Here is a 25,605-nt window from a genome sequence, read left to right on the forward strand (position 1 = left end):
GCTTTGCAGGCTTTTTTACTTAAGAAATTTGTAAGAATGCAGTAATAAAATAGAGAGTTTCATTTTTTATAATGAACGTAGTCACAATTGAGGGAGAGAATTACATGACATACATTGTAAAAACAAACCAGCTTACGAAAGTCTACGATGGAAAAGAAGTTGTTTCTGCTGTCAATATGAACGTTAAGAAGGGAGAGATTTATGGATTTTTAGGTCCTAATGGTGCGGGTAAAACCACTGTTATGAAGATGCTAACTAATCTAACGAAACCTACAAGTGGGGATGTAGAGATTTTAGGGGAGAAATTGACAGACCGATCCTATGAAATACTAAAAAGAATGGGATCAATTATTGAATATCCTATTTTCTATGAAAAATTAACGGCTAGTGAGACTCTGGAACTACATTGTGAATACATGGGTTATTATGATAAGAAAGAAATTGCGCATGTTCTTAATTTAGTAAAGTTATCGAATACAGAAAATAAGCAGGTTAAAGATTTTTCTCTGGGGATGAAACAGAGATTAGGCATTGCACGAGCTATTATTACAAAGCCAGAGTTACTTATATTAGATGAACCCATTAATGGATTGGACCCAGTAGGGATAAAGGAGTTAAGAGAGCTTTTCAAGATGCTTTGTAAGGAGTATGGCATAACCATTATTATTTCTAGTCATATTCTGGCTGAAATAGAACAATTGGTCGATACGATAGGTGTTATTAAGAATGGTAGGCTCATCACTGAGGTAGCAATGGATACAATCAATCGTGATCAGGTCAATTATACGGAAGTGATCGTAAGTGATGGGAAAAAGGCAGCGTTTATTATTGAAAGTGAATTGAAGATTACTAATTTCAAGCTGATGGATGATAACTCTATACGTATTTATGACTCAACAGTATCCCAGCAAACCCTATCTAGAGCATTAATTGAACATGGCGTTGAGATTGAGGAGATTAGTAAAAAAACAAGTTCATTAGAGGATTATTTCTTAAAGCTAATCAATGGAGGCGTTGTTCATGCTTAATTTAATGCGTTTGGAAATGAAAAAATTTCATTTAGGGTCCTATGTTAAAGGAGCCATTATTGCTAATTTTGTTATTCTTGGGTTTTTGTTTATGATTTTATTTATTTCTAAAGTAGAGGGAGATCCAGGGCTTGAAAATTATGAGGTTGCTTTAAGTGTCATTGATTCCTTTGTAAGAGCAGTTTTTATTATTTTTGCTTCTACGTTAATAGCTAAGTTAATCATCGGAGAATATAAATTTAAAACCATCACATTAGCCTTTATGTATCCTATAAGTAGAAAGAAATTAATGGTCGCAAAGCTTGCCATTGTCATGCTATTTACATTCACCATGATCATTATCTCCAATGCTCTTATTACAACAATTTTTTGTGTCATTAGCGATCGATATGAATTAATTCCTGATGTACTATCAAGTTCTTTAATTATCCAGCACATACCTTCTATATTGATGAATGCGATTGCCGCCTCAGGTATAGCTTTAATCCCATTGTATTTCGGGATGAGAAAATACTCCATACCGACAACGATTATTTCATCTATTATAATTGTATCTGTAACTTCGTCTAATTCAGGTAACTTTACTTTAAACGATATTATTATTATTCCAATTACTTTAGCAATCGTGGGTCTTGGTATTGCCTATTTAGCCATACGGAATGTTGAGAAGGTTGATGTGTAATCGAAAAAAACAGGTACTCAATTTTTAAGAGTACCTGGTTTTTTATTACGCAAATATTGTTTCCCACAGTAAATAGATATTCAATGCCACAACGATGACAACTACAAACCAACCTAAAATAGTTGTAATACGATGATTGACTAAACTGCCCATGATGTCGCGTTTGCTTGTAAACATGACAAGTGGGACCAGGGCAAATGCAATACCGAAAGATAACACAACCTGACTTAGAACGAGAGCATAGGTTGCGTTCACCCCTGATGCAATAATGACTAGCGGAGGCACCATAGTAATCGCTCTTCGTAAATAAAGTGGTATTTTTCTTTGAATAAATCCTTGCATGACTACGTCGCCTGCTAAAGTTCCTACGGAGGAGCTAGCTAGCCCTGCAATGAGTAAACCTAAGCCAAAGGAAATAGCTGCCATTGGGCCGAGCGCCTCTTTTAAGCCATTATAGGCTACATCTAAATCTTCTACTACCATGCCTTGTGTGTGGAATACTGCTGCGGCAATAATGAGCATGCTCATATTGATGGCACCAGCAATAATCATAGCGATGATAATGTCGATAAATTCAAAACGGAAAATACGTTTCTTTTCATCCTCATTACGACCAATAATACGACTTTGTGTTAACGAAGAATGTAAGTAAATAGCATGAGGCATAACGGTTGCACCTAAAATACCTGTTGCTAGTAATAGCGAATCTACACCTTCAAAGTGTGGCGTGAACATGCCAATCGCTACATCGCCCCATGCTGGCTGGGCTAAAAATGTTTGGAAGGCAAATGCTAATACAACAATTAAAACCATGCCTGAGATACCTGCCTCAAAGGCTCTAAATCCTCTTCTTTGCAGCTCTAAAATAGCGAATGAACCCACCGCTGTAATCAATGCTGCGGGAAGCATAGGAATATTGAAAAGTAAATAAAGCCCTAATGCTGCCCCGATAAATTCAGCGAGGTCAGTGGCAATGATGACCAATTCAGCCTGTATCCATAAAAAGATAGATGTTTTTTTAGAAAAATGCTCGCGTGCTACTTCAGGTAAATTCTTTCCTGTCGCAATGCCAAGCTTGGCAGACAGGGATTGAATTAACACGGCCATTAAATTAGAAAAGGCTATAACCCAAAGTAGCAAATAGCCGTATTGAGAACCTGCTGTAATGTTTGTAGCAAAATTACCAGGGTCGATATAGGCGACTGCTGCAATGAAAGCAGGTCCTAAAAATGGTAAAAATCGTCGCCAACCTTTTATATCTCCATCTAAAACCGCCTCTGCAGACGGTTTTGTGACTTTTTTGTAAACCATATTGTTCCCTCGTTTCAAAAAGTATCATTAACGAAATAAAGTTTCCTATAGGAAAATAAGATATTAGTATTCTAACGCTAGGAATAAAAAAAGTGAAGTAGTTTGTTTTATCTTTCTTTATAAGTATGTGTCATTCTCATCATTTTCTAATTAGACTTTCACCACTTGTATCGTATACGATGAAAAGAAAAGGCGAAGGACGGATTCGACATGACGCATCGAATTTTAATTATTGAAGATGAAGAAAATATTGCCAGAGTGCTACAACTGGAGCTTCAATTTGAAGGGTATGAGGCAGAAATGGCCCATACAGGAGCAGAAGGCTTACTACAATACCGTGAGCAGCAATGGGATTTAATTTTACTTGATATCATGCTACCTGAGATGAGCGGTATTGATGTGCTAAAGCGGATTCGTGCAACAGAATCCCAGACGCCTGTTATCATGTTGACTGCCAAAAGCGAGGTAGAGGATAAGGTAAAGGGCTTGGATTTAGGAGCCAATGATTATGTGACAAAGCCTTTTGAAATTGAGGAGCTGCTGGCACGTATTCGCAATGCTTTACGATTTTCGCAGAAGGTCAGTCCAAAGCAAGTTGCCCTTATATTTGGCCATTTATCGATAAACGAGCAAACAAGGGAAGTTGTCTATTTTGATAAGGAAATTCAGCTGACACCTCGTGAGTATGATTTGCTGTTCTATTTACTGAAACATCCCAAACAAGTACTGACAAGAGAGCAAATACTAGAGGCTGTGTGGGGCTATGATTATTATGGGGATACAAATGTTGTGGATGTTTATATACGTTATGTCCGTCAAAAGCTTGAAGCTGCCAATGCTACACCTCTTATTCAAACGGTTCGAGGTGTTGGGTATGTGCTAAAGGAACACAGTTATGAGACTTAAAACAAAAATTCATCTACTAACAACATTGCTAATGCTAGTTATAGTAGTGGCAACAAATAGTGGAATTTATTTGTTGTATGAGAAATTTGCCTATGATACGGAATATAATCAGCTCCAGACACGGGCAAATGATTTAAGCGCTACACTGAGTCAGTTAAATGCACAAACCAACCTACAGCAAGTATTAAGAGCGTATATGCCAACAGATGGCGCTGTCTATATTTATGAAGGTGAGCGTTTGAAAACAAAGGTTCAGGCTACTCTTGAAATGCAAGAAGGTCCTTCTATTACCTACACAATGCCTGCTATTTGGATAGACGGAACGGTTGTGGACATAACATTACAGCAATCTATGGAAGAAGTAGAGCGGACATTAGATTTGTTAAAGGTCATATTGATTGTTGTATCGATTATGGCAACAGTTCCGATTTTCCTAGCGAGCTTAGTACTTGGGCGTCTTATTTTATTACCGCTAGAACGTTTAAATGAGACCATGCGCAAAAGTGCATCTACTGGGAAATATGAAAAAATAGATATCGCAGAAAAAGGTGGAGACGAGTTAACAAATATTAATCGTACTTTCAATATGATGATGGAGAAGCTTGAGCAGCATTATCAAAAGCAACAAGAATTTGTATCAAACGCCTCCCATGAGCTGAAAACACCTATAACTGTTATTGAAAGCTATGCAAAATTACTCCTAAGAAGAGGTTTTGATAATCGGGAGGTTGCTCAGGAATCCTTACAAGCCATTGCTAATGAATCATCTCGTATGCATGAAATGGTGCTGCAATTGCTAGAACTAGCTAAAAATAATGAGCATTTGGACGTTCATTTCGAGCAGCTAGAGCTTGCCCCGTTCTTAAATAAAGTAGCTTCACAAATGGAGCAGGCATATCATCGAACATTTAGAATGGATGCGACGATTCCAAGATTTATTTATAGTGATGAAAAAATATTGAAGCAACTACTCTTTATTTTACTTGATAATGCGAGGAAATATAGTGAGGATGAAGTACGTATTCTAGCCACAGAAACAACTAATCAAGTACGTATTACCATCCAAGATTTTGGTATGGGTATTCCTGCAGAGCATATTCCTCATTTGTTTGAGCGTTTTTATCGTGTAACAGAGGATCGTAATCGTAAGACAGGCGGTTCAGGGCTAGGGCTAGCAATAGCACATGAGCTGGCACAACAATTAGGCATAACGATAGATGTGAAAAGTAAGCTAGGGGAAGGCTCAAGCTTTACTTTATATATACCAAAGGAGGAACAGCAATGAAAAAGTGGATATTAATAATTGTTGTTATTATCCTTCTTTGTAGTGGAGTAATTTGGTTTATTCAAAATCGTTATTTTTACGTTCAACCTCTTAGTGAAGCGGAGGCTGTTCGCCATATTGAAACAATCTATAATGGTCATGTTACACAAGTGAAGAAACAAGGAAATACCTTTGAAATGCTATTTACGCGGGAGAATGTTAAATATGCAGCCATACTTGATGTTACGACACAGCAGGTGACTGATCTAATAATGAAAGAAGGACAAAGTAAATTACTGTTAACAGAAAAGCAGATCAGACAAATGGTTAAAAAGGAATATGGTGATGTAGAAAGTGTTATGCTAACAGATTCAATTTATACTGTGCGTGTTGAAAATGAGAAAATACAAAAGGATTTAACGCTTGATGGTTATACTGGTGATGTACTGACAGAGAGAAAGGTTGAACTACAAGGACAATCTATCGAAGAGCCTATTATTACTGAACAGCAGGCCATTCAAATAGCTCTTAAGCAATTAAAGGGTGAAGTGGATTCAGTTGATTTTGAGGAAACCTCAGAGGGTGGTTACTATTTAGTTGAAATCGAAACACAGGAGGACGAGGCTACTTTTCAAATTCATGCTGTTTCAGGGAAGGTGTTGTCTGTTACATGGGATGACGATCAATAAATCATTCTCATGAAATTCTAATGTTCCTCTTATAGTTCTATCATCTTCACTTGGTAAGCTAAGTTTAGATAAAACAAAGGAGAGATGAACATGAAAAAAATGATTATGATTCCAGCACTAGTAATTACTCTTGGGGTGGGAGCAGCGATTGGCTCGACGACTTTATTATCAGGAAATGCCCAAGAAAAAAAGGTTTTATCAATGCAGGAAATTGAGAAGAAAGCTCTAGCAGTAGTTGATGGTACAGTGGCAAATATCGAATTTGACCAAAACCAGTTTAGCTCTATTTATGAAGTAGAGGTGCATACAGATACAGAAGAATATGATTTAAAGTTTGATGCTTTTAGTGGAAAATTACTCAAACAGAAAAAAGAACGTCTAGATGATGATGATTGGGATGATCAAATTCCAACTACCACTACGACAACAAAAATAATTACAAAAGAGCAGGCTATCAAGACAGCCCAAACGAAAGCAAAGGGCACAGTGACAAAAATTAAGCTCGATGATGGTGTATATGAAATTGAACTGAAAGACGGTCAATATGAATACGAAGTAGAAGTAGATGCAGTCTCTGGGAACATTATCGACTTTGAACAAGGCTATGATGACTAATTTAATGAACTGTCTTAAAGGTAGAACATACTTTTAAGGCAGTTTTTGTTGTATATACTGCGGGTATTCAAGAAATTTTATTTAAGAAGCGGTTATTTTAAACCTATGCTTTTGCTCAAAAAAAAGAAAAATTTTCTTCTTTACTTTTTTAATCGGCAGGCGTAATATGACATCATTATAAAAGTTTCAAATTTCTAAATCGCTGAAGCAACTAGACGCGGGGGAACCAATTTTGACGGATGGCATAGCCATTCTTGGGGTGAATCTCTTCCATTTGGAGGAGTAGGGCTACTCAGGCCCGAATCCGACAGCTAACCTCGTAAGCGTTAAGAGCAGAAAAGTGGAGCTTGGCAGACGGATGAGCGTCTACAAGTCTTATTTAGTGATGACTTGTAGGCGTTTTTTGATGTTATTTAGAAAGGCGAAACACATTCTATGAAACTAGAAGGTGTTTATCAATGAAATCCTCATTCAAACGTTATGTAATCGGTAAACCATTAAGATCCGATGCGTTAGGGGAACAAAAGCTAAGTAAAACAAAGGCATTGGCCATATTATCGTCTGATGCGTTGTCGTCAGTAGCCTATGGGCCAGAACAAATTTTAATTGTCCTGATGACGGTAGGTACAATGGCATTTTGGTATTCCTTACCTATTGCCGCTGGAGTGGTTGTTCTACTTGTGGCACTGATTTTATCCTATCGTCAGGTTATCTTCGCCTATCCACATGGGGGAGGCGCCTATGTCGTATCACGAGAGAATTTAGGCGTGAATGCAGGTCTTGTAGCTGGGGGCTCTTTGCTTGTTGATTATATTTTAACGGTAGCAGTAAGTGTGTCGGCAGGAACAGATGCCATTACATCGGCATTCCCAAGTCTTCACCCTTACAATGTACCCATTGCTATCATTTTTGTGATTTTCTTAACGATTTTAAACTTGCGAGGTGTAACGGAGTCAGCCTCTATCTTGGCGTATCCAGTCTATCTATTTGTAGGCGTTATGCTATTGTTAATTGGGATTGGACTTTATAATGTGGCAACTGGGCAGGTGCCAGCAGAGCTACATCCAAAGATTGGCACACCAGTGGCAGGGATTAGCCTATTTATTTTATTAAAGGCATTCGCTTCAGGAAGCTCAGCCTTAACAGGGGTAGAGGCTATTTCTAACGCAATTCCTAATTTTAGAAATCCTGCCCCTAATAATGCTGCTAAAACGCTTTTAGCAATGGGCGCCATTTTAGCCGTTTTATTCATCGGGATTGTTAGCCTATCTTATTTTTATGGGGTTGCACCAACAGCAGAAGCAACAGTAGTATCCCAGCTAGCAGAAGCTAGTATTGGTCGCAATTTCCTTTATTATATTGTACAGGGAACTACGGCAATGATATTAGTACTTGCGGCAAACACAGGATATTCAGCCTTTCCATTGCTTGCTGTGAATTTATCGAAGGATGGTTTTATCCCAAGAATCTTCCAAATTCGAGGCGATCGTCTTGGCTATTCAAATGGCATTTTAATGCTAGGTGTTGCAGCCATTGTTTTAATTATACTATTTGACGGGGCCACAGAGCATTTAATTCCGCTTTATGCAGTAGGGGTATTTATTCCCTTTACATTAGCGCAAACGGGAATGATGCGAAAATGGTGGCGCGAAAAACCAAAAGGTTGGGTAGCGAGATTTACAATCAATACAATAGGAGCAGCTATCTCTTTCATCGTGGCAATGATGTTTTTTGTGACAAAAATGCCTCAAGTTTGGCCTGTGTTTATCTTTTTACCAATTATAATTTTTGTATTCCATCGTATTAAGCACCATTACCAAGCCGTTGGAGAACAGTTAAGATTGAATCATGAGGAGCTGGCTACTATTGAGGGGAATGTTTTCATTGTGCCAGTAGCTGGGATAACGAAGGTGGTTGAAAATTCCCTACATTATGCTAAATCACTTAAGGTGGATAAAGTGATCGCCTTTTATGTAGCTTTCGATCAAGCAGATGCAAAAGCCTTTGAAGAGAAGTGGAACGCATGGCAACCGGATGTACGGTTAGTTACTTACTATTCACCATATCGCAGCATTACACAGCCATTGATTAAATTTATTGATAAAGTTGAACATCAATGTACGAAGACAGGTCATAAAGTAACGGTTGTTATCCCTCAATTTTTACCGAAAAAAGGGTGGCACCATATGCTACACAACCAATCGAGTCTTCTCATTCGTACGACACTGTTATTTCACAGAAATGTCGTCATTATGACAGTACCTTTTCATTTATCAAAATAATGCTAGCAAGCTAGAAAATAGTCTGTTATAATCAGTACGTTGATTGAAAACACGAACGTTTACAATTAAAAAGTTGCAGAATACCATTAAATTCCGAAAAATCAAACTTTTTTTAGTGAGAGATAGTAGCTCTTGCCGAATAAAGTGATAAATTGGTTATTCTGATAGTTTCATACAAATCCACTCATATAATAGCGAGAATAGGGCTCGCGAGTTTCTACCGATTTACCGTAAATGAATCGACTATGGGTAGCAATGCTTTTAGAGAGCTTCAATTTTAATGATGTTTTCTATTCATTTCGACGTTTTTACGCTGAATGCTTTGCTCCACTCGTAGCAGAATGGAATCAAAGTATTCAGCGTTTTTTTATAATTTTTTACGAAAGAAGGATATGAAAGAAATGAAGTTATTACAAGACAAAATTATACAAGAGGGTAAAGTATTATCTTCATCCGTATTAAAAGTTGATTCATTTTTAAACCATCAAATTGATCCGATGCTAATGAAGGAAATTGGTCACGAATTTGCAAATCGTTTCTCTGATCAAGTCATTACAAAGATTTTAACAATAGAATCTTCAGGTATCGCACCATCTGTCATGTTAGGCTTAGAAATTGGCGCGCCTGTCGTGTTCGCTCGTAAACGTAAATCATTAACGCTTTCAGATAACCTTTATTCATCAAAGGTACATTCATTCACAAAAAATGAAACAAATGAGATCTCTGTCTCACGTAATTTCTTAAGTGAAGATGACAATATTTTAATTGTAGATGATTTCTTAGCCAATGGTGAAGCTGTCAAAGGCTTACTTGATATTGCTGCACAAGCAGGTGCGAATGTTGTGGGAGTTGGAATTGTTATTGAAAAGGGCTTCCAAGATGGCGGAAAATTATTGCGTGAGCAAGGTGTTCGCGTTGAGTCATTAGCAATTGTAGATTCTCTTGAAGATGGCAAAGTAACATTTGCTACGGAGGCTCGCGCGTAATGAATACCTTTAAATCGTCTGCGCTAGCGATTCAACATTTACTTGCAATGTATGCTGGAGCCATCTTAGTGCCACTGATTATCGGTGGGGCAATTGGCTTTGATTCAACACAAATGACGTATTTAGTAGCGATTGATATTATGATGTGCGGGATCGCTACACTTTTACAAGTTTATTCAGGTAAATTCATTGGTATCGGCTTACCTGTAGTGCTTGGCTGTACATTCACAGCAGTAAGTCCAATTATTGCGATAGGTACAAACCCAGACCAAGGTATTACGGACATTTATGGTTCTATTATTGCTTCTGGTGTAATTGTAATGATTATTGCAGGCTTCTTCGGTAAGCTTGTGAAATTCTTCCCACCAGTCGTAACAGGGTCAGTTGTTTCGATTATCGGTATTTCCTTATTACCAGTAGCATTAAACAATATGGCAGGTGGACAAGGTGCTGAGGATTTTGCCTCTGCCTCTAATGTAGCTTTAGCGTTTATTACTTTGGTTATCATTTTAATCGTTTATCGTTTTTCTACAGGCTTTGTTCGTGCCATTTCTATTCTGATTGGATTAGTAGTAGGAACAATTTTAGGTGCATTCATGGGGAAAGTTGACTTTAGCCCGGTTTCTGAAGCCGATGCACTTCATATGGTACAACCTTTCTACTTTGGAATGCCAACATTTGATGTAACGGCAATTATTACAATGACACTTGTAGCAATGGTATCCCTAGTAGAATCATCTGGTGTCTATTTTGCACTAAGCGATATTTGTAATAAAAAATTAGATTCAAAAGATTTAGCTCGCGGCTATCGTTCAGAAGGTCTTGCGTCAGTAATCGGTGGTATTTTCAATGCCTTCCCATACACAACATTCTCACAAAACGTGGGACTTACGCGTATGTCAGGCGTTAAGGACCGTAAAGTCATTTACATCACAGGTGGTTTACTAGTAGCACTTGGCTTCCTACCCAAAATCGCAGCGTTAACAACGATTATTCCAACATCCGTACTAGGTGCAGCGATGCTTGCGATGTTCGGAATGGTGATTACACAAGGTATGGGGATGCTTGTACCAGTTATGAATGAATCAGCAGAAAATGCGATGATTGCTGCTGTGGCAGTAAGTTTGGGTGTTGGTGTATCCGTTGTTCCTGGTATTTTTGATGCACTACCAGAAAGTGTTTCTCTTCTAACATCTAACGGTATCGTCTGTGGTTCGGTTACAGCGATTATCCTTAATATTTTATTCAACATGATTGGGCCGAAGCATAAAAAAGACCCGATGCATGGGGAAGTGTAAAGAAAAATATTAAAAATCATCTAAGTGCTCCATTTTTAATTAAAACAATATTGTCACCTGCTTTTATCTATTGCTATAGATTTGAGGAGGTGGCATTTTTTTATGCGGAAAAAGGGGTACCTATTGAGGAATGATACAAATGATGATACTGAATCACTTACTCTACAGCAGGCTTATGACTATTTTTATTCGGCTAAAAAGACTGAAAATATTCGAGAAAAAACACTAGTCACGTATATAGAACATTATCGCTTTTTCACAAATTGGTTAGAGATTACTGATTATAACTTAAAAAGTGTTATTTATTGCAAAGTCGTTCGGATAATCGGACGGCTTTTTTATTTATATGTACTATTTCTGACGATACTTGCAAGTGTAATTTTAGGGAGATATTTATTTCCCTTAATAACAGAAAAGAAGGTTGATTTAGTATGCAAAAAATAACACTACAACATGAAATGGTTACTGATTTGGCTAGAGGTGAGGTACACGAAGAAACCTACATCAAAGTAATTGCCAATATTTTAAACAATGGTCTAATCGCAAAGATTGGGGTACAAGAGTTTGCTACACTTATGGCACTTATTTCATACGTCAATGAGAAAGGAGAATGCTGCCCAACACAAAGGCAATTATCCGAACGAATTGGTGTCCATAGAAAAACAGTTAGTAAGTATATAAATAATTTACTTTCTTTAAAAATTAACGATAAACCAATCGTTACAAGAACTATGGAAACAAAGGGGGATGGGGTATTAGATGGTATAAGATTCATTTATAAAAAAAGGTATTCAGTACGTGTCCTTTTTCATGTGAATTATGCAAGTGTCCCTATGTAAGAACATTTTTACACAAACACATGGAAAAGGAGATAACGTATAAATGCTAAGCAAGAAATCTACACATACGGAAATACGCATTATCGATTCGATTATGGGAAGTGGTAAAACAAGCTGGGCTATCCAATACATCAATGAAAAAAATATGTTAAACACTAAAAAATCTGAATTTTTAAGAATTTTTAGTGTTTTATGTCTTATAATTTGTATCACTCTAAATTTGATAATTGAATAAAACCATATTTATTAAAACTATAAGAAACTTCTATAATATTAGGGAAGAGAGCTTTACCGACTGATAAATTACCCAAAACAGTCAGATTATTATTGTTATTTAAGTTAAAGAAATTAGAACTTACTTGTCCCCAATGAGTAAAGCCAGTCATCGTGTAACTTTTAACATTGCTTATATCTTCAATAACCGGTTGTCCTAGATCAGAATCATAAGAAACTGTAACAGTAGAAGTAATAACAATATTCGCAAGTACAGTATCGTTACTTAGAATTTGTTGATATTTAGAAGGTGCCTGAACATCAAAAGAGACAAAAGGTAAATCAACGATCCCTTTTTCTTTAGTGATGATAGGGATGATTTTATTTCGATATTCTTTCGATACCACCCAATCTTTATCTTTAATTTCTTCAATTTCGTCTACCTTAAAAGGTAGTGAATCAGGATATTTTTCTCGTAATTCTTCTCCTATTTTTAAGTATTCTTGGTAATACTGCTCTTTTTGTGCTTGAGATAATCCTTCTGATGCCTTTGAACTTACTTCAGGTGTATTGATTATGCACAATAATAAAATTAATCCAACAAAAAAACTGGTTTTACGTTTCACTTTTAATTCTCCTTTTCTGTTAAAATTTAGTAACCTTTCAATCTATTTTAAAGTAAAGCAACAAATATTTCATTTTTTTAATCCAAAATTCAAAATTTATACTCATGTAGTGTAAAAACTTATAAGTTATGAACATGCAACGTTAATTTTAAATCGTAGAACATTTGATGGAAATGAATTAAATGTTAGTTACTGGGCATTCCGACTAGGGGATAAGAATGAAAAGAACTTCGAGTCAATGTCTGTGGGAGATTATGTATGTTTTATTACAAGGGATAATGAAGAATACGAAGTGATCGACTCGATAGGTGTACTGAGTGCTAAGTATGTTGATTTAACAATAGGAGAAAAAAATTGGAACGACCCTGATTTTGAATTGATTGTAGAATTTGAAAGTGTCTTTGTGTTAGAAAATAAGTTGCGTTTAACATTCAAACGTGAAAAACTAAATAGCATTTTGCCGAGTGTTCCGAATAGAATCTTCCATAACGGTTATGAAATGTTTAGGCAGTGGATTCTTAACGAACGTATAACACGAACGAAATTAGGTCCGAAGTTAATCGAGGAAGAGGAACTAATCCAAATTATCAAAAATCATTGTGGAGGTACTTACTTAAAAGTGAGGAATGATGGTTCATTAGTAATTAAGGAAAATAAAAGTGAACTAGAAATAGCACAAGTAGATTTAAATTCTTTAGTCGAAGATTTATTTGATAAATTGAATCAAAAAGAGATTGAGTTACCAAATTCCGCTAATGTAATTACTAGAAAGCGGGAAGAGGGAGACGGTAAAAAGTCTTTGAGTTCAAAATCCAATAAGTCGGAAAGAGAAGTGAACTTATTAAGTAAAAAAAAACAAAAGTTACTAGGTTTAATGGGTGAAGAGTACGTATTTAACTTATTGAATGAACGTAATGTTGAATTATTTGCTGAATTAGGTATTAAAAATCCTGATGATATTTTGAGTGTGGAATGGGATAACGATAATTATAAGGAAGACACGGCTAATTTCATTGATAAATCATTAGGACATGATATACGTGTTATTACTAAGTGTAAAACCTTTAAATTAGAAATTAAAACAAATTTTAATAATGCAGGCTATTATTTTATTTCACGAAATGAACTAAAAGAAATGGCAATATATGCTGAAGATTACTATGTTATAAAAGTCAATTATTTGAGTAATTTAATTAGAGGGAAAGCACCAACAGTAATTCTTGAAAACTTCCCATTAGCAAACATCATTGAAAATTTAAATCGTGTTAAATCCATGGAAGTATATATATAATTTATGCAAACAATTTCATACTTAAATAAAACATCCAACATCTTGATCATAGGTGTTGGATATTTTTATTTGAAATCAAAAGGAGGGATATTTTTTTAAGATTGCCATGTATAATTAAATAAAGGAGAGATGCAGATGGAAAACTTTGAAGATCTTTTGCCAAGACATAAATCTGATAATGCGAGAGTAGAAATGATTAAGAAAATGGAGAGAGATAAAATAATACCTTTACTGCCTAGCCTCCTTGAATGGGTTCAAGATATGAATTGGCCAGTGGCCCCAAGTGTATTAGAGTTACTTTTAACTTTTCCAGAAGAAATTATGCCACATGTGCAAGAAGTCTTATCTTCAGATGACGATAACTGGAAATGGTTTATTTTAAACTTTTTAGTTATTGAATTACCAGTAGAGTCAAGAGTTCAGTTTAAAGATTATTTAACAAAAGTGGCTGAAAGACCTACACAGAATGAACTTGCAGAAGAAATGAATGAAATTGCAAAAGAAATTTTGGAGACAATCTAAAAAATAGTATGTAGAGAAATATTTAGTTTAGTTTGTTATTATTTTTGTCACGTATAATAATTTCATATGGAATTTCCTCGATGGATAGTTCTTCTCTTTTCAATTCTATTATCTTATCCACATAATCTATTAGCTGCTTTACCTTTTTATTAGATTGCCAAAACCCTTTTGGCTTTTCTAAGTCCGTTTTAATAATAATTTGTAAGGGTTCAGGATGAAATGAATAGGCGAAACCACTATATTCTTTGAATTCTTTTTTAGTTTCATCTCTTATTGCACTAAATACAGGTTGCCATTCTTGGTCTTTGATTTTACTTTTGCTTTTTTCTTTAATAAAAACCTTAAAGTTCATGCTGGTATTAGAATAAACTGAATTGGCGATAAGCTTTTCTATTTCATTCTTATTTATCAATTCCCCGTTCGTTACCTCAATAATGATTCCCTTACTCGGGTCAATAGTTAATGAATAATTGGTTTTATCATAACCATTCGCTTTTAATAAATCTAAGGTTATTTTTAGTACTTCATTTAGCTTACCATCTTCCTCACTTAATTCATAACCATCCAATGCAATGTATTCCACTTTGAAGTTTTTGTAATCCGTCTCTTTTGCTATATTTAAGATGATATTTTCAATAATACTCTTATTCTTATCAATAAAATCCTTATCTTTGGCTTGAATAGTAAATACACGGTCATCAGGGGAAAAATCAAACCCTATTTGAACGAAACCATTTTTATTAAACTCCTGAGAAATTTTTCTTAATACCTCGTTAATCTTTTCATTTTCCTTTTTAGTTTCCTCCATACTTTTAACTAAAGCCATTTCCAATTCTTCTTCACAATGAGCAGACCTTGATTTATCTAGATTTGTCGTTATGATAATGGCTGTAATTGTAGTGGCAGTAATAAAACCAATTAAGGTTTTTTTCATAATAGTCACCCCTCAAGTAGAATTGTATGTTTTTAACTATTGATTATGATATTAGTTGAAATTTATTTTTTTAAAATAACTATAGATAGTCATATGGAATGTTTAACATTAGATTAAAGGGGAATTTAAAAATAGAATTGTTGAAATAGCATGTAACTCTCTCTTTCAACATATACTTATATAAAACTACTCTCAGAAAGGTCTAGTACAAATGCAAAGTATCGTTTTAATTTTAATCCTACAATTAGTATATGTACCTTTTTTAACATTACGAACAATATTTTTGGTAAAGAATATCACATTCCTTGCAGCGATATTTGGTATGCTGGAGATGTTGGTGTATGTATTTGGCCTTTCACTCGTTTTCAGTGGGAAGCAAAGTATGTTATCTATGGTTGTCTATGCAGTTGGGTTTGGATTAGGTATATTTTTAGGAGCAAAAATAGAACGAAAGCTAGCGATAGGCTATGTTTATACAACCATTAATACGCAAAATAAGAATGAAGAGCTTGTGAAATTTCTTCGTAATGAAGGATTTGCCGTCACGATTTATATCGGAGAAGGGCGAGATAGTAACCGCTATAAATATGAAATCTTAACGAAGAGGAATCGTGAAGGGGAGCTCTTTCAAATAGTAGAGCAATTCGAGCCGAATGCGTTTATTATCTCGTATGAGCCTAAGTCATTTAAAGGCGGCTTTTTACTTGCTCGTATGAAAGCCAAGCAAAAATAATATTCAATATGAAAGGACCCTCGCTAAAAGCGAAGGTCCTTTCATGTTGTTGAAAAAAGAGGATGTCAACGGCAGAAAAAGCAACTTGGCAAGGTGAGGGGTTGATTTCCGTTCCGCCAGCGTCCTTTCCAGAGGGCGTCCGATGATAGCCGCTTCCCTCACTAACGTTCGCTCCAGGGTCTCCTCTGTGACGCTAAATCCCCTAGGAGTGACGCTGGCTCCACTCCAATCAACCATGCTGCAAAGTGTCTTTACTTTTTTTCATAGTAGCATAGCGATCAAATCGCCCATTATCTGTATTCTTATAGGGGATAAGCTTTTATTGGGGAAGTGATGCGTGACAACACCTCTTCCTAAAGAGTAGTGAACACCTTCACTTTATTTGAAAACCTTTGCTAAAAAGTCAGTGGGTTGAAGTGGAAGGCTACTTGACTCCCGTGGGATAGCGAGACAGGCGAAGCCCTGCACGGAGCGGTAGCGGAGGAAGCGATTCGGCGCTCGCCCACAGGAAAGCAAGTAGCCTGCAACGGAAATCCATTTCTACCTTTCAATTGATTATTTTGTTTTTCAACACTAAGAAAGGACCCTCGCTAAAAGCGAAGGTCCTTTTTTACATGTTACATAAATTTTGTTTCAACCCAATTTTTAAATAAGTCAAAGTCTGTATAGACGGTTTCTTTGTAGCTCATTGCTTGTAAAATTGTATGTTCTATAAATACATTCCGTTCTTTGCCGATCGCTTTTAAAATCTCCTCCTCGCTGTGATAGGTAAAAACATGAGAATAATCGATATCAGCTCGGGCATGTATTTTAGCAGCAATTTGTCCCATAAGTGATGTTGTTGTAAAGTAATCCTCTACATCCTTATAGTTTTTAGGCTTAATCTTCTTTTTATAGGGAGAACGTTCTCGAATATAAAATTCCTGTCCATTCATCGTGATAAAGGCTAAATGTGGGTCCTCTAAATGGTGCATGGCTTTTTGAGTTCCAACTACTCGTGCTCCCTGGTGCTCGTAGTGATTCCAAAATAGATCCTGATAAGGGAGGAAGTAGGCAGGAATGGCTGTGCGTACCTCTTTCATTTCTAGCACTAAATCATCGACACCTGATGCACTCTTTTCGTCTTCTACTAAAATATAATAACGTTTTAAACCGATAGAAGCTGTTCCAGAGCCATACTTATAGGCTATGTCTCGAATTTTATATGTAGAAAGTGCGTTTGAAATGGCACTGTATTCCTCAGCAGTGACTGGTTGAATTTCTTCATTCCATAAGAAAGCGCGTTCGCCATCTTCATTGAGATACGTAATATCCTGTAAAAGGTAAGATCGTTGGCGTTTCTCAAGCTTTTTCAATAACCTCTTTGCTGGTCCTTTTGTATTGTCTTTTGTAAAAATAAGTGTTAGAGGATCATCCTGTTTACGCTCAAATCGTTTTAGCTGATCAATATAACTGTTAAGAAAATGCTGAATAGCCGTTTCTTGGGTTGCCTTATGTAAGCCTTGTTCCTCTAAATAGAGCGCAATACTAACACTCATTCTAACAATATCGTATAAATAAGAGCCGACATAGCCCTCATCGAAATCATTGACATCAAAAACAATGGCGCCTGCTTCATTTTGAAAAGCACCGAAGTTATCCATATGCATGTCACCTTGAATCCAAGTCGGTTTTCTATCAGGAGTATGGAAGATTGAGGCGGATTTTGTCATATCAAAATAAAATAGATAGGCACTTCCGCGGAAAAAGCGAAATGGGCTTTCAAGCATTTTACGGTATTTCTCCAAACGCTGTACCTCTGTTAAACGCATTCGTTGAACATCAAACTCTTCAAAGATTGTTTCTAATTGTTCTTGTCTTAAAAAAGTTCTAGTATGTTTCACTTGCTCCAATAAAGCATGCTCCATATTATAATCTCCTTTGTTAATTTAAAATTTACCTGTATATACGGAAATAAATTGAATAAGTTTCGAAGAAATTTAGCAAATGTACTCGATAAAAATGGCTAATCATCTAAGGTTATTTCATAACATGTTCGATAACCTATTTTCATACTATAAGACATGCATAGACACGGAGGGGGGTTGTATGTATTTCTTTACAAAAAGTCTTGTCATTATAATAGGAAGTATTTCATTGTCGTTAGGAATAAACTTATTTTTAACGCCATATGAAATTTTAGATGGGGGAGTAGTAGGGTTAGCGCTAATATTACACTATTTATATAAACTCAAAATTGGTTTAATGATTATTATCATTAGTATTCCGATTTTTATTATCGCTTGGTTTAAATATAAAACCTATTTTTATAATAGTATACACGGTTTAATAACGTCTTCCTTCATTATCGATTTGTTAAAGCCTGTCCGCAATCTTGTGCAAATTGACGCGCTTTATAGTGCCATTCTTGGAGGAATACTTGTAGGCTTTGGCATTGGTCTAATGCTGCGTTTTCAGACAAGCACAGGGGGGACAGACTTAATCGCGCAATTTATCTGTGATAAAACGGGTATCAATGTTGGGATCTTAATATTTTTTATTGATTCCATCGTAATTATTATAGGCGGCTTCCTCCTATCTACCTCGACCTTTCTATTATCCATTATTACAGTGCTAGTAGTGGGTATTACGACAAGCATTATTACTAGTCGAGTTTAATAAACGTAAAAAATAGTTCCAGTATAAACTGAAACTATTTGGGGGTCTGATTATCGAGTGCTTTCAGTAGCTTCTTTTTTGGATGTGCGGGTTTCACTTCGGCAATTAGTATAGCCAGTAAAATAAGTACTGCGCCTACGACCATACGGCTTGTTAGCAATTCATGCAAGAAGATAACGGATAGAGCCATGCCGAAAAAAGATTCGGTTGATAGTATGATTGCAGCCTTTGTGGCAGTTGTATATTGATTGGCCACATTCTGGAAAAGATAAGCTATTGTTGTAGAAAAAATCCCTAGATAAACAAGAGAATAGATTGCTTCTTTTTCAAGGGACGTAGGAATATCGCCTTGGCTAATGACAACTAGAACACCTATTAGGGATGCTGTGAGAAACTGAATAATGGTTAGAGCAATGGCATCTTCCTTTTGAACAAAAAGGTTTGTACAAAAGATATCAAATGCAAAAGCAACCGCACAAGCTAATGATAGGGCATCACCTATATTCATTGTTAATGAGCCTTGTAATGATAAAAAGCCAATACCGACAATCGCTATTATTGACCCAATGATTTCGTAACCATCGATACGACGTTTATAAACGGCATACGCTATTAAAGGGACAATAATAACATTTACTGCGGTTAAAAAGGCATTTTTAGATGGTGTTGTATATTGAAGTCCAACTGTTTGAAGGGCAAACGCTATATACAAAATCGTACCTAATAAAGCTCCCTTCCAAACCACTGATTTCGAAGCCTTTCTTAAGCGGGAGCCAAATAAAACGGTTAATATAATTGAAGCTAATAAGAATCTACCAGCCATTACTTGATAAGCTGTTAAATATTCTAAGGCAATGGCTGTTACAACAAACCCACTACCCCACACGATTGCAGTCACTAATAGCATGCCATCAGCTATGTAAGTTTTCATGTTTTCTTCCTCCTAACTTCAATAGAATAGCATAAGAGGGAAGAAAAGAATTTGATTTTATTTCTAAATATTCAGGCGTTTTTTTGTACTTATTCCAAAGCGATTAGTCACTGTTCATTTTGCTATGTAATAAGTACAATTTAACGGCTGCAGCTAGGCGTTCATAAAAAACATAATCATTATCTATGGGTGCTACTAGCTGACGGATTTTAGCCATGCGATAGCGGATTGTATTTGGATGACAGAATTGTGCTACAGCAACTTCCTTAATATTTCCTTTATTAATGATATAGGTTATGGCGGTCTCCATTAAATCTGGATCAGCCTTATCATCAAGTAAAGGGGCTAAAAAGGAGGTAACATAGTCCATTGAGAATGTTGCATCTTTACGGTACAACTCGATTAATAAACAATCGGATGCGAGATTCTTATAATGACAGCTAGGTAGCTTATCGATTCCAGCGAAAATATTGGCAAAAAAAGCTTCGCGTAATGCCATTGGGAATCCTGTCTGGGTATCATAGCAACTGCTATAACCGAACGTGAATGTATCAGTAGCAATGGCATATAATGTTAGCCATTCATGTAATACCCTTTCAAATTGGAACTGCTGAGATGGATTTGTCATGATGATAAAAAGGCTTTGTTTATAGGAACAAATCAGACCTGATTTTAATAGTGGCTCCAACGAATAAAAGGATTGCATCCAGCTTTGATGGATTGTGTCACTTGCTCGTAAATTTGCTATAAATACATATCTCTCAAAGGGCTTATTGAGCTGTTGTAAAATGGATTTGATTTGCTCCTGTGTTACATCTTCCTCCATTAACCTTCGTAAGATCGTCTCTAAAAAGTAGGAATAATCCTGTGTCTTAGCATAGGCCATCGTTTCTAAAATGATTTTTTCAAAAAACTCATCTCCACCAAAGCGCAATATAGGGAAATTTTGCTGCTCCGCATACGACAAAACTTCTTCAGGTAATTCCTTAAAAATAACAGGCTTGTAAGCTAAAGCACTCGCCCCAAGCTCAATTAGATTTTTAACAGCATTTAATAAATACTCAGGCTCTTGCTTTGCAAATAATAAACTACTTAACACAACACTGTTGGGTGTAAAGACAGTATCTCTGACATGGTGTATATCAGGTGAAAATTCAAAATCTAAAATCTCTACATTTTGAACAGCTTTATGTAAGCCATTGTGACCAGCAACAACAGTGAAATCTTTTGTAATAGGTAGTTGTAAAAAATTCTCTACATTCATGAGTGCATCATTGCCTTTCCTGTAGTAAGCTTCTAGTTTCTATTATAAAATTACTTGTTCATAAAAAACCATTAGTATTAATGCCAATGGGTATCCACCACAAAAAATCTGCTCATTCAGCGGTATACCGTGAAGTGAGCAGATTTCAAGCATTTATCGTTTAGATATTAGCAAAAATATTTGGTTTTCTATTTCTCTGTGAATTTGTTTGCTCAACTGCATACCCTACATTTAAAATACGTCCTTCTTTAAAGGCTGGACCAATAATTTGTAAACCTATTGGTAAGTTTCCTTTAAAGCCACAAGGAACCGAAAGGGCAGGTAAGCCTGTTAAGTTACTAGGGCCTGTAAAGCGGATAATATTATCAATTAAATCTACTTTTTGACCGTTTAACTCTGCAAAATCATCCCCAATTGTACTAGCTACAACAGGTAGGGTAGGGGTAATGAGCACATCTACCACATTAAAAATCTCTGTAAACTCCTGCTTGATTTGACGACGTACCTGTTGAGCCTGCAAGTAATCGACTGCAGAAGGCAATTCGCCAAGCTCAAATAGTAGGCGAATATCGTCACCAAAATCTTGTGGTCTCTTTTGTAAATCTGAATGGTGTATAGCTGCTGCCTCTGAAAGGGACGTCACAAGCTCTGCCCATTCTGCATATTGTAGGGAAGGAATACGTACTACTTCCACTTTTGCTCCTTGGTCTACTAAGCTTTGAATACTTGCTCGAACAGCCTTTTCTACATCAGCATCAACATTTTTAAAGAAATATTCTTCATTGATACCAATCACTAAATCCTTGATATTGCCAGTAAGCTGCTGCACGTAGTTGTCTGTTGGAACATCAATGCAAGTAGGGTCTCGATGATCAAAACCAGCAATGACTTCAAGCAAGCCCGCTGCATCTTTGACTGTCTTAGTCATTGGGCCAATATGATCTAAGCTCCAAGCGAGTGGGTAACAGCCATATTTACTTACACGACCGTGTGTAGGTTTCAAACCAACAATGCCACAAGCAGAGGATGGAATTCGAATGGAGCCTGCTGTATCCGTACCTAGTGAAGCAACACTTGCTCCAGCCGCAACAGCCGACCCTGAGCCTCCACTTGAACCTCCAGGAATTTTATCTAAATCCCATGGGTTGCGAACAGGGCCGTAATGAGGGTTATTATTGGTAATTCCCCAAGCATACTCATGCATGCTTAATTTACCAGTGAAAATAACACCAGCGTCACGAAGCTTTTCAACCACTGTCGCATCATAATCAGAAACGAAGTCCTTATGAATTTTTGAGGACATCGTTGTTATTTTATCTTTAAAATACAAGTTGTCCTTTAAGGCCATAGGTATTCCATGATACATACCTTTATAATGACCTTGGAGAATCTCCTGTTCAACTTCTTTTGCCTTTGCTAATGCTTCTTCCCGATAGAAAGCCATATAGGAATTAATTTTAGGCTGACTTTCCTCAGCAAAATCTAAAATAGCTTTCGTTAATTCCACGGGAGATAGCGTCTTTGATGCAAGTAAAGGTGCCAATTCTTCAACAGATTTTAAATGTAAATCAGTTGTCAATGTGATCACCTCCAGGAATACTACGTACGGCGATATCTGCATCATCAATCGCAATACCTTCTAAATTGCTACGAAGTGACTGCATACCTTCCCAGCGTGTTAATAATAGTTCAAGGTGTTCAGGTTTCGGTGTAATTCCTTTGTTCTCCAATAATTGTTGAATAGACAAGCTCATTAACAGGATCCTCCCTTGAATAATTTTTATCTAAATAGGTTTCCCTATTAAGATCGATACAGTAAAAACGCAAAAAAATATAATAGGTAATATAAACCTATTATTACAATCATACACTAATAATAATTTATATCAAATAAATTATTTGTAATCGTTTTAATATTAAGAAATATTTACTAGACAAGTATTTTATTAAATCCTATTGCTGGAACTGGCTCTTTTTACATACGATTCACAGTCTGTTTACAATCAAAGCGTACAATGAACCATAATAACCAATTGAAGAGGTGCGAGAATGGAGTCTGCTGTGGGCCAAAGCATAAAAACGAGTAATATATTTTCTTTTATAAAATATTTATATGGGCAACATCAAAGCAATACGTTATTTATGAAACGTTTAAAAGCATTGAAACAAATTATTCAGCATAATGATTTACATACATACTTTCAACCGATTGTAGATTTACAATCGAAGCAAACAATGGGATTTGAAGCATTAAATCGACCAATACCTTCAACATTATTTAATAGTGTAGATCAGTTTTATGAGTTTGTAGGACAAACAGATTGCGTGTTTTTATTTGAATGTTTTTGTAGAAATCTTTCCTTACAACGTTTCAAGGAACGCTTACACAAAGATTTGGCGAATAAAAACTTTTTAGTATTTCTTAATATACATCCGAATGTTTTATTAGATAAAAAATACCACAGTGGAGAAACGCTACAATTACTAAAGGAGCTTGGTATTAAACCTCAGCAAGTCGTTTTTGAACTAACTGAACGGAGTGCTGTAATAGATTTTGTGGAGTTTGAACGTGTATTATCACATTATCGATCACAGGGCTATCGCATTGCAGTAGATGATGTAGGGTCGGGCTATAATAGTTTGAAGACGCTCATCTATTTAAAGCCAGAATTCATTAAACTAGACCGTTCATTGATTCAATTCATTGACCAAAATAGTGAGCAACAGCAGCTCGTCACATTGTTAATGAAATATGCTGAACAGGTCAATACTAAAATCATCGCTGAAGGGATTGAACGGCAGGAGGAGCTTGATTATTTGCATCGTATTGGCATTCATTATGCACAGGGTTATGCGATAGGAAAGCCCGCAAAAGAAATACATATGGGGAAAATAAGGGTGGGTGACCATGAAGATAGGGGAAGTCATTGAGAAAGTTCCGTGTATTGATGAATTTGTGAAAAATAAAGACGTAGATGTACTTTTTACGAGTAATCCATCATTGCGTAGCGTTGTTGTCGTGCGTGATGAAAAACCAATTGGACATATTACACGCACACATTTCTATCAAAAAATTGGTACTCGGTATGGCTATCATTTATTAATGGGACGACAAAATCAGCTGATGATGAAGAAAAATCCTTTAATCGTTGATCGTAATACACCAATTACAGAGGTTAGTACATTAGCTATGGCTAGACCTCCTGAGGATTTATATGATGATGTCATCGTCACGAAAAACAATCTATATTATGGCATGGTCAGTATTCGAGAGTTATTGTTAAAGCTTGTAGATACACAGGTAGCCATTGCAAGCTTCCTGAATCCATTAAGTAGTCTTCCTGGCAATAAATTAATCGATGAAAAGTTAGAGGAAGCATTACAGCTATCACAATATAGTTTAATCTATTTTGATTTAGATCATTTTAAATCCTACAATGACACATATGGCTTTAATAAAGGGGATAAAATTTTACGGTATTTAACAGATATACTTAAAAGACATATATGCGGGGTGGAAGATTTTTTAGGACATATTGGTGGAGATGATTTTGTGGCCATTCTGCCGTATTACGAGGCAGAAAAGATATGTCAAAAGATCATAGATGACTTTGATGCCAACATACTTAGTTTTTATGAGTTAGAGGATTTAGCATATGTTCAGGTAGCTAATAGATCAGGCGAACTGGAACCTTTAACATGCACATCCTTATCCATTGCCGTAATTACGAATGAATATCAGTATTTTGACTCTGTCGAACAATTGTCCAATGCAGTCACGCATGTGAAAAAGCAGTGTAAAAAAATCGCAGGTAGCTGTTACCTCATTAATAAACAACAAACCTACTTTGTCCATTAACATAGTGCTTAATGCTAGATTGTTGGAGCTGATATGTAAAATATATGAAGATTTAAATGAAATTGATATATTTTTTGTTTAAAGGGGGATTAGATGGATTCAAGAAGATTGCACATTTGGCAACCTGTCACTTGCTTAGAAAGAGCCCAAATCGTTAATGCTACATTAAATTATACAGATTTAGGACTATGCTTAACATTAATCGATCGAAACAATACAGAAGTTGATATTATCTATGATAAAATGTCCCCAATTCAAGATTATGTTTGGTCTTTCCGCTATACTGGAGAAATTCCACGATCTGATTTAGTAGACAAAGTCAATGAAGCCTTGACCCAGGAACAACCTATAAATTCTTCTGCAGAATGGTTTTATAAAATGAGCAATTCAGATTATATAGATTGGTTTGACCAACTCCCGTGGATTGGAAGCAAAGAAATTCCGACCGTTGAACATCATATCTACTGCTATAATGACGGTGTGTTTGACATCATTAGTGACTACGAACCAAGATTTGTAATTAGAAATAACGCTTAAAAAGGCTGCCCTTAGACTGTTAGTTTTTAACTGTCTAGGGGCAGTTAATCGTTTGTCACCAAATGTAGTGGCATTGATTAAACTAGCTATATATTTACAAACATTCTTTTCTAAGATTATTCCTGTGCCAGAGGATG

The 25,605-nt window shown here is 36.0% G+C and carries 25 protein-coding genes and 2 riboswitches; of the genes, 17 read left to right on the forward strand and 8 right to left on the reverse strand.

The window, feature by feature from the left end; translation table 11 throughout:
- Positions 1 to 104 precede the first annotated feature (104 nt).
- Both MHB40_RS01395 and MHB40_RS01400 read left to right on the forward strand, forming a co-directional pair.
- Positions 105 to 1,028 carry an ABC transporter ATP-binding protein gene (locus MHB40_RS01395; protein WP_342442246.1) on the forward strand — a complete coding sequence of 308 codons (924 nt, stop codon included), beginning with the start codon at positions 105 to 107 and terminating at the stop codon, positions 1,026 to 1,028.
- Positions 1,021 to 1,710, forward strand: a complete 690-nt coding sequence (locus MHB40_RS01400) for an ABC transporter permease (RefSeq protein ID WP_205446506.1) — start codon at positions 1,021 to 1,023, stop codon at positions 1,708 to 1,710. The genes MHB40_RS01395 and MHB40_RS01400 overlap by 8 nt, the downstream gene beginning before the upstream one ends.
- Positions 1,711 to 1,755: 45 nt before the next feature.
- On the opposite strand, the gene MHB40_RS01405 is transcribed toward MHB40_RS01400, so the two are convergent.
- A complete protein-coding gene (locus tag MHB40_RS01405) occupies positions 1,756 to 3,021 on the reverse strand; it encodes an Nramp family divalent metal transporter (protein WP_342442247.1) in 1,266 nt (421 codons plus the stop codon).
- A 210-nt stretch (positions 3,022 to 3,231) separates the two neighbouring features.
- On the opposite strand from MHB40_RS01405, the gene MHB40_RS01410 reads away from it, so the two are divergent.
- The 8 genes from MHB40_RS01410 (at position 3,232) to MHB40_RS01445 (ending at position 11,900) form a co-directional block, all read left to right on the forward strand.
- Positions 3,232 to 3,927 carry a response regulator transcription factor gene (locus MHB40_RS01410; RefSeq protein WP_342442248.1) on the forward strand — a complete coding sequence of 232 codons (696 nt, stop codon included), beginning with the start codon at positions 3,232 to 3,234 and terminating at the stop codon, positions 3,925 to 3,927.
- Positions 3,917 to 5,212 carry a HAMP domain-containing sensor histidine kinase gene (locus MHB40_RS01415; RefSeq protein WP_342442249.1) on the forward strand — a complete coding sequence of 432 codons (1,296 nt, stop codon included), beginning with the start codon at positions 3,917 to 3,919 and terminating at the stop codon, positions 5,210 to 5,212. The genes MHB40_RS01410 and MHB40_RS01415 overlap by 11 nt, the downstream gene beginning before the upstream one ends.
- Complete coding sequence (locus MHB40_RS01420) at positions 5,209 to 5,880, forward strand: PepSY domain-containing protein (protein WP_342442250.1); 672 nt, start codon at positions 5,209 to 5,211, stop codon at positions 5,878 to 5,880. The genes MHB40_RS01415 and MHB40_RS01420 overlap by 4 nt, the downstream gene beginning before the upstream one ends.
- A gap of 90 nt (positions 5,881 to 5,970) precedes the next feature.
- A complete protein-coding gene (locus MHB40_RS01425) occupies positions 5,971 to 6,495 on the forward strand; it encodes a PepSY domain-containing protein (protein WP_342442251.1) in 525 nt (174 codons plus the stop codon).
- Positions 6,496 to 6,685: 190 nt separating this feature from the next.
- Positions 6,686 to 6,835, forward strand: a riboswitch (cyclic di-AMP (ydaO/yuaA leader).
- A gap of 118 nt (positions 6,836 to 6,953) precedes the next feature.
- A complete protein-coding gene (locus MHB40_RS01430) occupies positions 6,954 to 8,777 on the forward strand; it encodes an APC family permease (protein WP_205446512.1) in 1,824 nt (607 codons plus the stop codon).
- 164 nt (positions 8,778 to 8,941) lie between these two features.
- Positions 8,942 to 9,043: riboswitch (purine riboswitch) on the forward strand.
- A gap of 135 nt (positions 9,044 to 9,178) precedes the next feature.
- Positions 9,179 to 9,763, forward strand: coding sequence for a xanthine phosphoribosyltransferase (locus MHB40_RS01435; protein ID WP_205446513.1), 585 nt, complete (start codon positions 9,179 to 9,181; stop codon positions 9,761 to 9,763).
- Positions 9,763 to 11,061 (forward strand): nucleobase:cation symporter-2 family protein, encoded by a 1,299-nt coding sequence (locus tag MHB40_RS01440; RefSeq protein ID WP_342442252.1) that lies wholly within the window; start codon positions 9,763 to 9,765, stop codon positions 11,059 to 11,061. The genes MHB40_RS01435 and MHB40_RS01440 overlap by 1 nt, the downstream gene beginning before the upstream one ends.
- Positions 11,062 to 11,492: 431 nt before the next feature.
- Positions 11,493 to 11,900, forward strand: coding sequence for a helix-turn-helix domain-containing protein (locus MHB40_RS01445; protein ID WP_342442253.1), 408 nt, complete (start codon positions 11,493 to 11,495; stop codon positions 11,898 to 11,900).
- Between the two features lie 209 nt (positions 11,901 to 12,109).
- Here MHB40_RS01445 and MHB40_RS01450 read toward each other — a convergent pair whose 3' ends face one another.
- Positions 12,110 to 12,739, reverse strand: a complete 630-nt coding sequence (locus tag MHB40_RS01450) for a hypothetical protein (RefSeq protein WP_342442254.1) — start codon at positions 12,737 to 12,739, stop codon at positions 12,110 to 12,112.
- A 238-nt stretch (positions 12,740 to 12,977) separates the two neighbouring features.
- On the opposite strand from MHB40_RS01450, the gene MHB40_RS01455 reads away from it, so the two are divergent.
- Both MHB40_RS01455 and MHB40_RS01460 read left to right on the forward strand, forming a co-directional pair.
- Positions 12,978 to 14,030, forward strand: coding sequence for a DUF3883 domain-containing protein (locus tag MHB40_RS01455; protein ID WP_342533741.1), 1,053 nt, complete (start codon positions 12,978 to 12,980; stop codon positions 14,028 to 14,030).
- Between the two features lie 135 nt (positions 14,031 to 14,165).
- Positions 14,166 to 14,552, forward strand: coding sequence for a DUF5071 domain-containing protein (locus tag MHB40_RS01460; RefSeq protein ID WP_342442256.1), 387 nt, complete (start codon positions 14,166 to 14,168; stop codon positions 14,550 to 14,552).
- Between the two features lie 22 nt (positions 14,553 to 14,574).
- Here the strand turns inward: MHB40_RS01460 and MHB40_RS01465 are convergent, their stop codons facing one another.
- A complete protein-coding gene (locus MHB40_RS01465; RefSeq protein WP_342442257.1) occupies positions 14,575 to 15,486 on the reverse strand; it encodes a hypothetical protein in 912 nt (303 codons plus the stop codon).
- 211 nt (positions 15,487 to 15,697) lie between these two features.
- Between MHB40_RS01465 and MHB40_RS01470 the strand changes: the two genes are divergently transcribed.
- The gene (locus MHB40_RS01470; protein WP_004227692.1) at positions 15,698 to 16,219 is read left to right on the forward strand and encodes a DUF2179 domain-containing protein; all 522 of its coding nucleotides are present in this window, start codon (positions 15,698 to 15,700) and stop codon (positions 16,217 to 16,219) included.
- 617 nt (positions 16,220 to 16,836) lie between these two features.
- Here MHB40_RS01470 and MHB40_RS01475 read toward each other — a convergent pair.
- On the reverse strand, positions 16,837 to 18,126 hold the full coding sequence (locus MHB40_RS01475; RefSeq protein WP_342442258.1) for a DUF2252 family protein: 1,290 nt from the start codon (positions 18,124 to 18,126) through the stop codon (positions 16,837 to 16,839).
- Between the two features lie 181 nt (positions 18,127 to 18,307).
- Between MHB40_RS01475 and MHB40_RS01480 the strand changes: the two genes are divergently transcribed.
- Positions 18,308 to 18,877, forward strand: coding sequence for a YitT family protein (locus MHB40_RS01480; protein ID WP_342442259.1), 570 nt, complete (start codon positions 18,308 to 18,310; stop codon positions 18,875 to 18,877).
- Between the two features lie 34 nt (positions 18,878 to 18,911).
- Here MHB40_RS01480 and MHB40_RS01485 read toward each other — a convergent pair whose 3' ends face one another.
- The 4 genes from MHB40_RS01485 to MHB40_RS01500 form a co-directional block, all read right to left on the reverse strand.
- Entirely contained in the window at positions 18,912 to 19,808 is an 897-nt protein-coding gene (locus MHB40_RS01485) for a DMT family transporter (RefSeq protein WP_205446530.1), read from the reverse strand.
- A 103-nt stretch (positions 19,809 to 19,911) separates the two neighbouring features.
- A complete protein-coding gene (locus tag MHB40_RS01490) occupies positions 19,912 to 21,072 on the reverse strand; it encodes a PucR family transcriptional regulator (RefSeq protein WP_342442260.1) in 1,161 nt (386 codons plus the stop codon).
- Positions 21,073 to 21,232: 160 nt separating this feature from the next.
- Complete coding sequence (locus MHB40_RS01495; RefSeq protein WP_342442261.1) at positions 21,233 to 22,651, reverse strand: amidase; 1,419 nt, start codon at positions 22,649 to 22,651, stop codon at positions 21,233 to 21,235.
- Positions 22,641 to 22,826, reverse strand: a complete 186-nt coding sequence (locus MHB40_RS01500; protein WP_205446533.1) for a hypothetical protein — start codon at positions 22,824 to 22,826, stop codon at positions 22,641 to 22,643. Before MHB40_RS01500 ends, MHB40_RS01495 begins: the two co-directional genes overlap by 11 nt.
- A gap of 295 nt (positions 22,827 to 23,121) precedes the next feature.
- Here MHB40_RS01500 and MHB40_RS01505 point away from each other — a divergent pair, with 295 nt between their 5' ends.
- From MHB40_RS01505 to MHB40_RS01515, 3 genes are all read left to right on the forward strand, one after another.
- The gene (locus MHB40_RS01505; protein ID WP_205446534.1) at positions 23,122 to 24,003 is read left to right on the forward strand and encodes an EAL domain-containing protein; all 882 of its coding nucleotides are present in this window, start codon (positions 23,122 to 23,124) and stop codon (positions 24,001 to 24,003) included.
- Positions 23,981 to 24,931 carry a GGDEF domain-containing protein gene (locus MHB40_RS01510; protein ID WP_342442262.1) on the forward strand — a complete coding sequence of 317 codons (951 nt, stop codon included), beginning with the start codon at positions 23,981 to 23,983 and terminating at the stop codon, positions 24,929 to 24,931. The genes MHB40_RS01505 and MHB40_RS01510 overlap by 23 nt, the downstream gene beginning before the upstream one ends.
- A gap of 93 nt (positions 24,932 to 25,024) precedes the next feature.
- Positions 25,025 to 25,468 carry a hypothetical protein gene (locus MHB40_RS01515; protein ID WP_205446536.1) on the forward strand — a complete coding sequence of 148 codons (444 nt, stop codon included), beginning with the start codon at positions 25,025 to 25,027 and terminating at the stop codon, positions 25,466 to 25,468.
- Positions 25,469 to 25,605: the final 137 nt, after the last annotated feature.

Origin of the sequence: Lysinibacillus sp. FSL K6-0057 (assembly GCF_038630885.1) — a bacterium.
GTDB lineage: Bacteria > Bacillota > Bacilli > Bacillales_A > Planococcaceae > Lysinibacillus > Lysinibacillus fusiformis_F.

Bases quoted from the DNA above. Each gene is read 5' to 3' on its own strand.
- MHB40_RS01395 (WP_342442246.1), top strand. From the start codon at position 105: ATGACATACATTGTAAAAACAAACCAGCTTACGAAAGTCTACGATGGA.
- MHB40_RS01400 (WP_205446506.1), top strand. From the start codon at position 1,021: ATGCTTAATTTAATGCGTTTGGAAATGAAAAAATTTCATTTAGGGTCC.
- MHB40_RS01405 (WP_342442247.1), bottom strand. From the start codon at position 3,021: ATGGTTTACAAAAAAGTCACAAAACCGTCTGCAGAGGCGGTTTTAGAT.
- MHB40_RS01410 (WP_342442248.1), top strand. From the start codon at position 3,232: ATGACGCATCGAATTTTAATTATTGAAGATGAAGAAAATATTGCCAGA.
- MHB40_RS01415 (WP_342442249.1), top strand. From the start codon at position 3,917: ATGAGACTTAAAACAAAAATTCATCTACTAACAACATTGCTAATGCTA.
- MHB40_RS01420 (WP_342442250.1), top strand. From the start codon at position 5,209: ATGAAAAAGTGGATATTAATAATTGTTGTTATTATCCTTCTTTGTAGT.
- MHB40_RS01425 (WP_342442251.1), top strand. From the start codon at position 5,971: ATGAAAAAAATGATTATGATTCCAGCACTAGTAATTACTCTTGGGGTG.
- MHB40_RS01430 (WP_205446512.1), top strand. From the start codon at position 6,954: ATGAAATCCTCATTCAAACGTTATGTAATCGGTAAACCATTAAGATCC.
- MHB40_RS01435 (WP_205446513.1), top strand. From the start codon at position 9,179: ATGAAGTTATTACAAGACAAAATTATACAAGAGGGTAAAGTATTATCT.
- MHB40_RS01440 (WP_342442252.1), top strand. From the start codon at position 9,763: ATGAATACCTTTAAATCGTCTGCGCTAGCGATTCAACATTTACTTGCA.
- MHB40_RS01445 (WP_342442253.1), top strand. From the start codon at position 11,493: ATGCAAAAAATAACACTACAACATGAAATGGTTACTGATTTGGCTAGA.
- MHB40_RS01455 (WP_342533741.1), top strand. From the start codon at position 12,978: ATGTCTGTGGGAGATTATGTATGTTTTATTACAAGGGATAATGAAGAA.
- MHB40_RS01460 (WP_342442256.1), top strand. From the start codon at position 14,166: ATGGAAAACTTTGAAGATCTTTTGCCAAGACATAAATCTGATAATGCG.
- MHB40_RS01465 (WP_342442257.1), bottom strand. From the start codon at position 15,486: ATGAAAAAAACCTTAATTGGTTTTATTACTGCCACTACAATTACAGCC.
- MHB40_RS01470 (WP_004227692.1), top strand. From the start codon at position 15,698: ATGCAAAGTATCGTTTTAATTTTAATCCTACAATTAGTATATGTACCT.
- MHB40_RS01475 (WP_342442258.1), bottom strand. From the start codon at position 18,126: ATGGAGCATGCTTTATTGGAGCAAGTGAAACATACTAGAACTTTTTTA.
- MHB40_RS01480 (WP_342442259.1), top strand. From the start codon at position 18,308: ATGTATTTCTTTACAAAAAGTCTTGTCATTATAATAGGAAGTATTTCA.
- MHB40_RS01485 (WP_205446530.1), bottom strand. From the start codon at position 19,808: ATGAAAACTTACATAGCTGATGGCATGCTATTAGTGACTGCAATCGTG.
- MHB40_RS01490 (WP_342442260.1), bottom strand. From the start codon at position 21,072: ATGAATGTAGAGAATTTTTTACAACTACCTATTACAAAAGATTTCACT.
- MHB40_RS01500 (WP_205446533.1), bottom strand. From the start codon at position 22,826: ATGAGCTTGTCTATTCAACAATTATTGGAGAACAAAGGAATTACACCG.
- MHB40_RS01505 (WP_205446534.1), top strand. From the start codon at position 23,122: ATGGAGTCTGCTGTGGGCCAAAGCATAAAAACGAGTAATATATTTTCT.
- MHB40_RS01510 (WP_342442262.1), top strand. From the start codon at position 23,981: ATGAAGATAGGGGAAGTCATTGAGAAAGTTCCGTGTATTGATGAATTT.
- MHB40_RS01515 (WP_205446536.1), top strand. From the start codon at position 25,025: ATGGATTCAAGAAGATTGCACATTTGGCAACCTGTCACTTGCTTAGAA.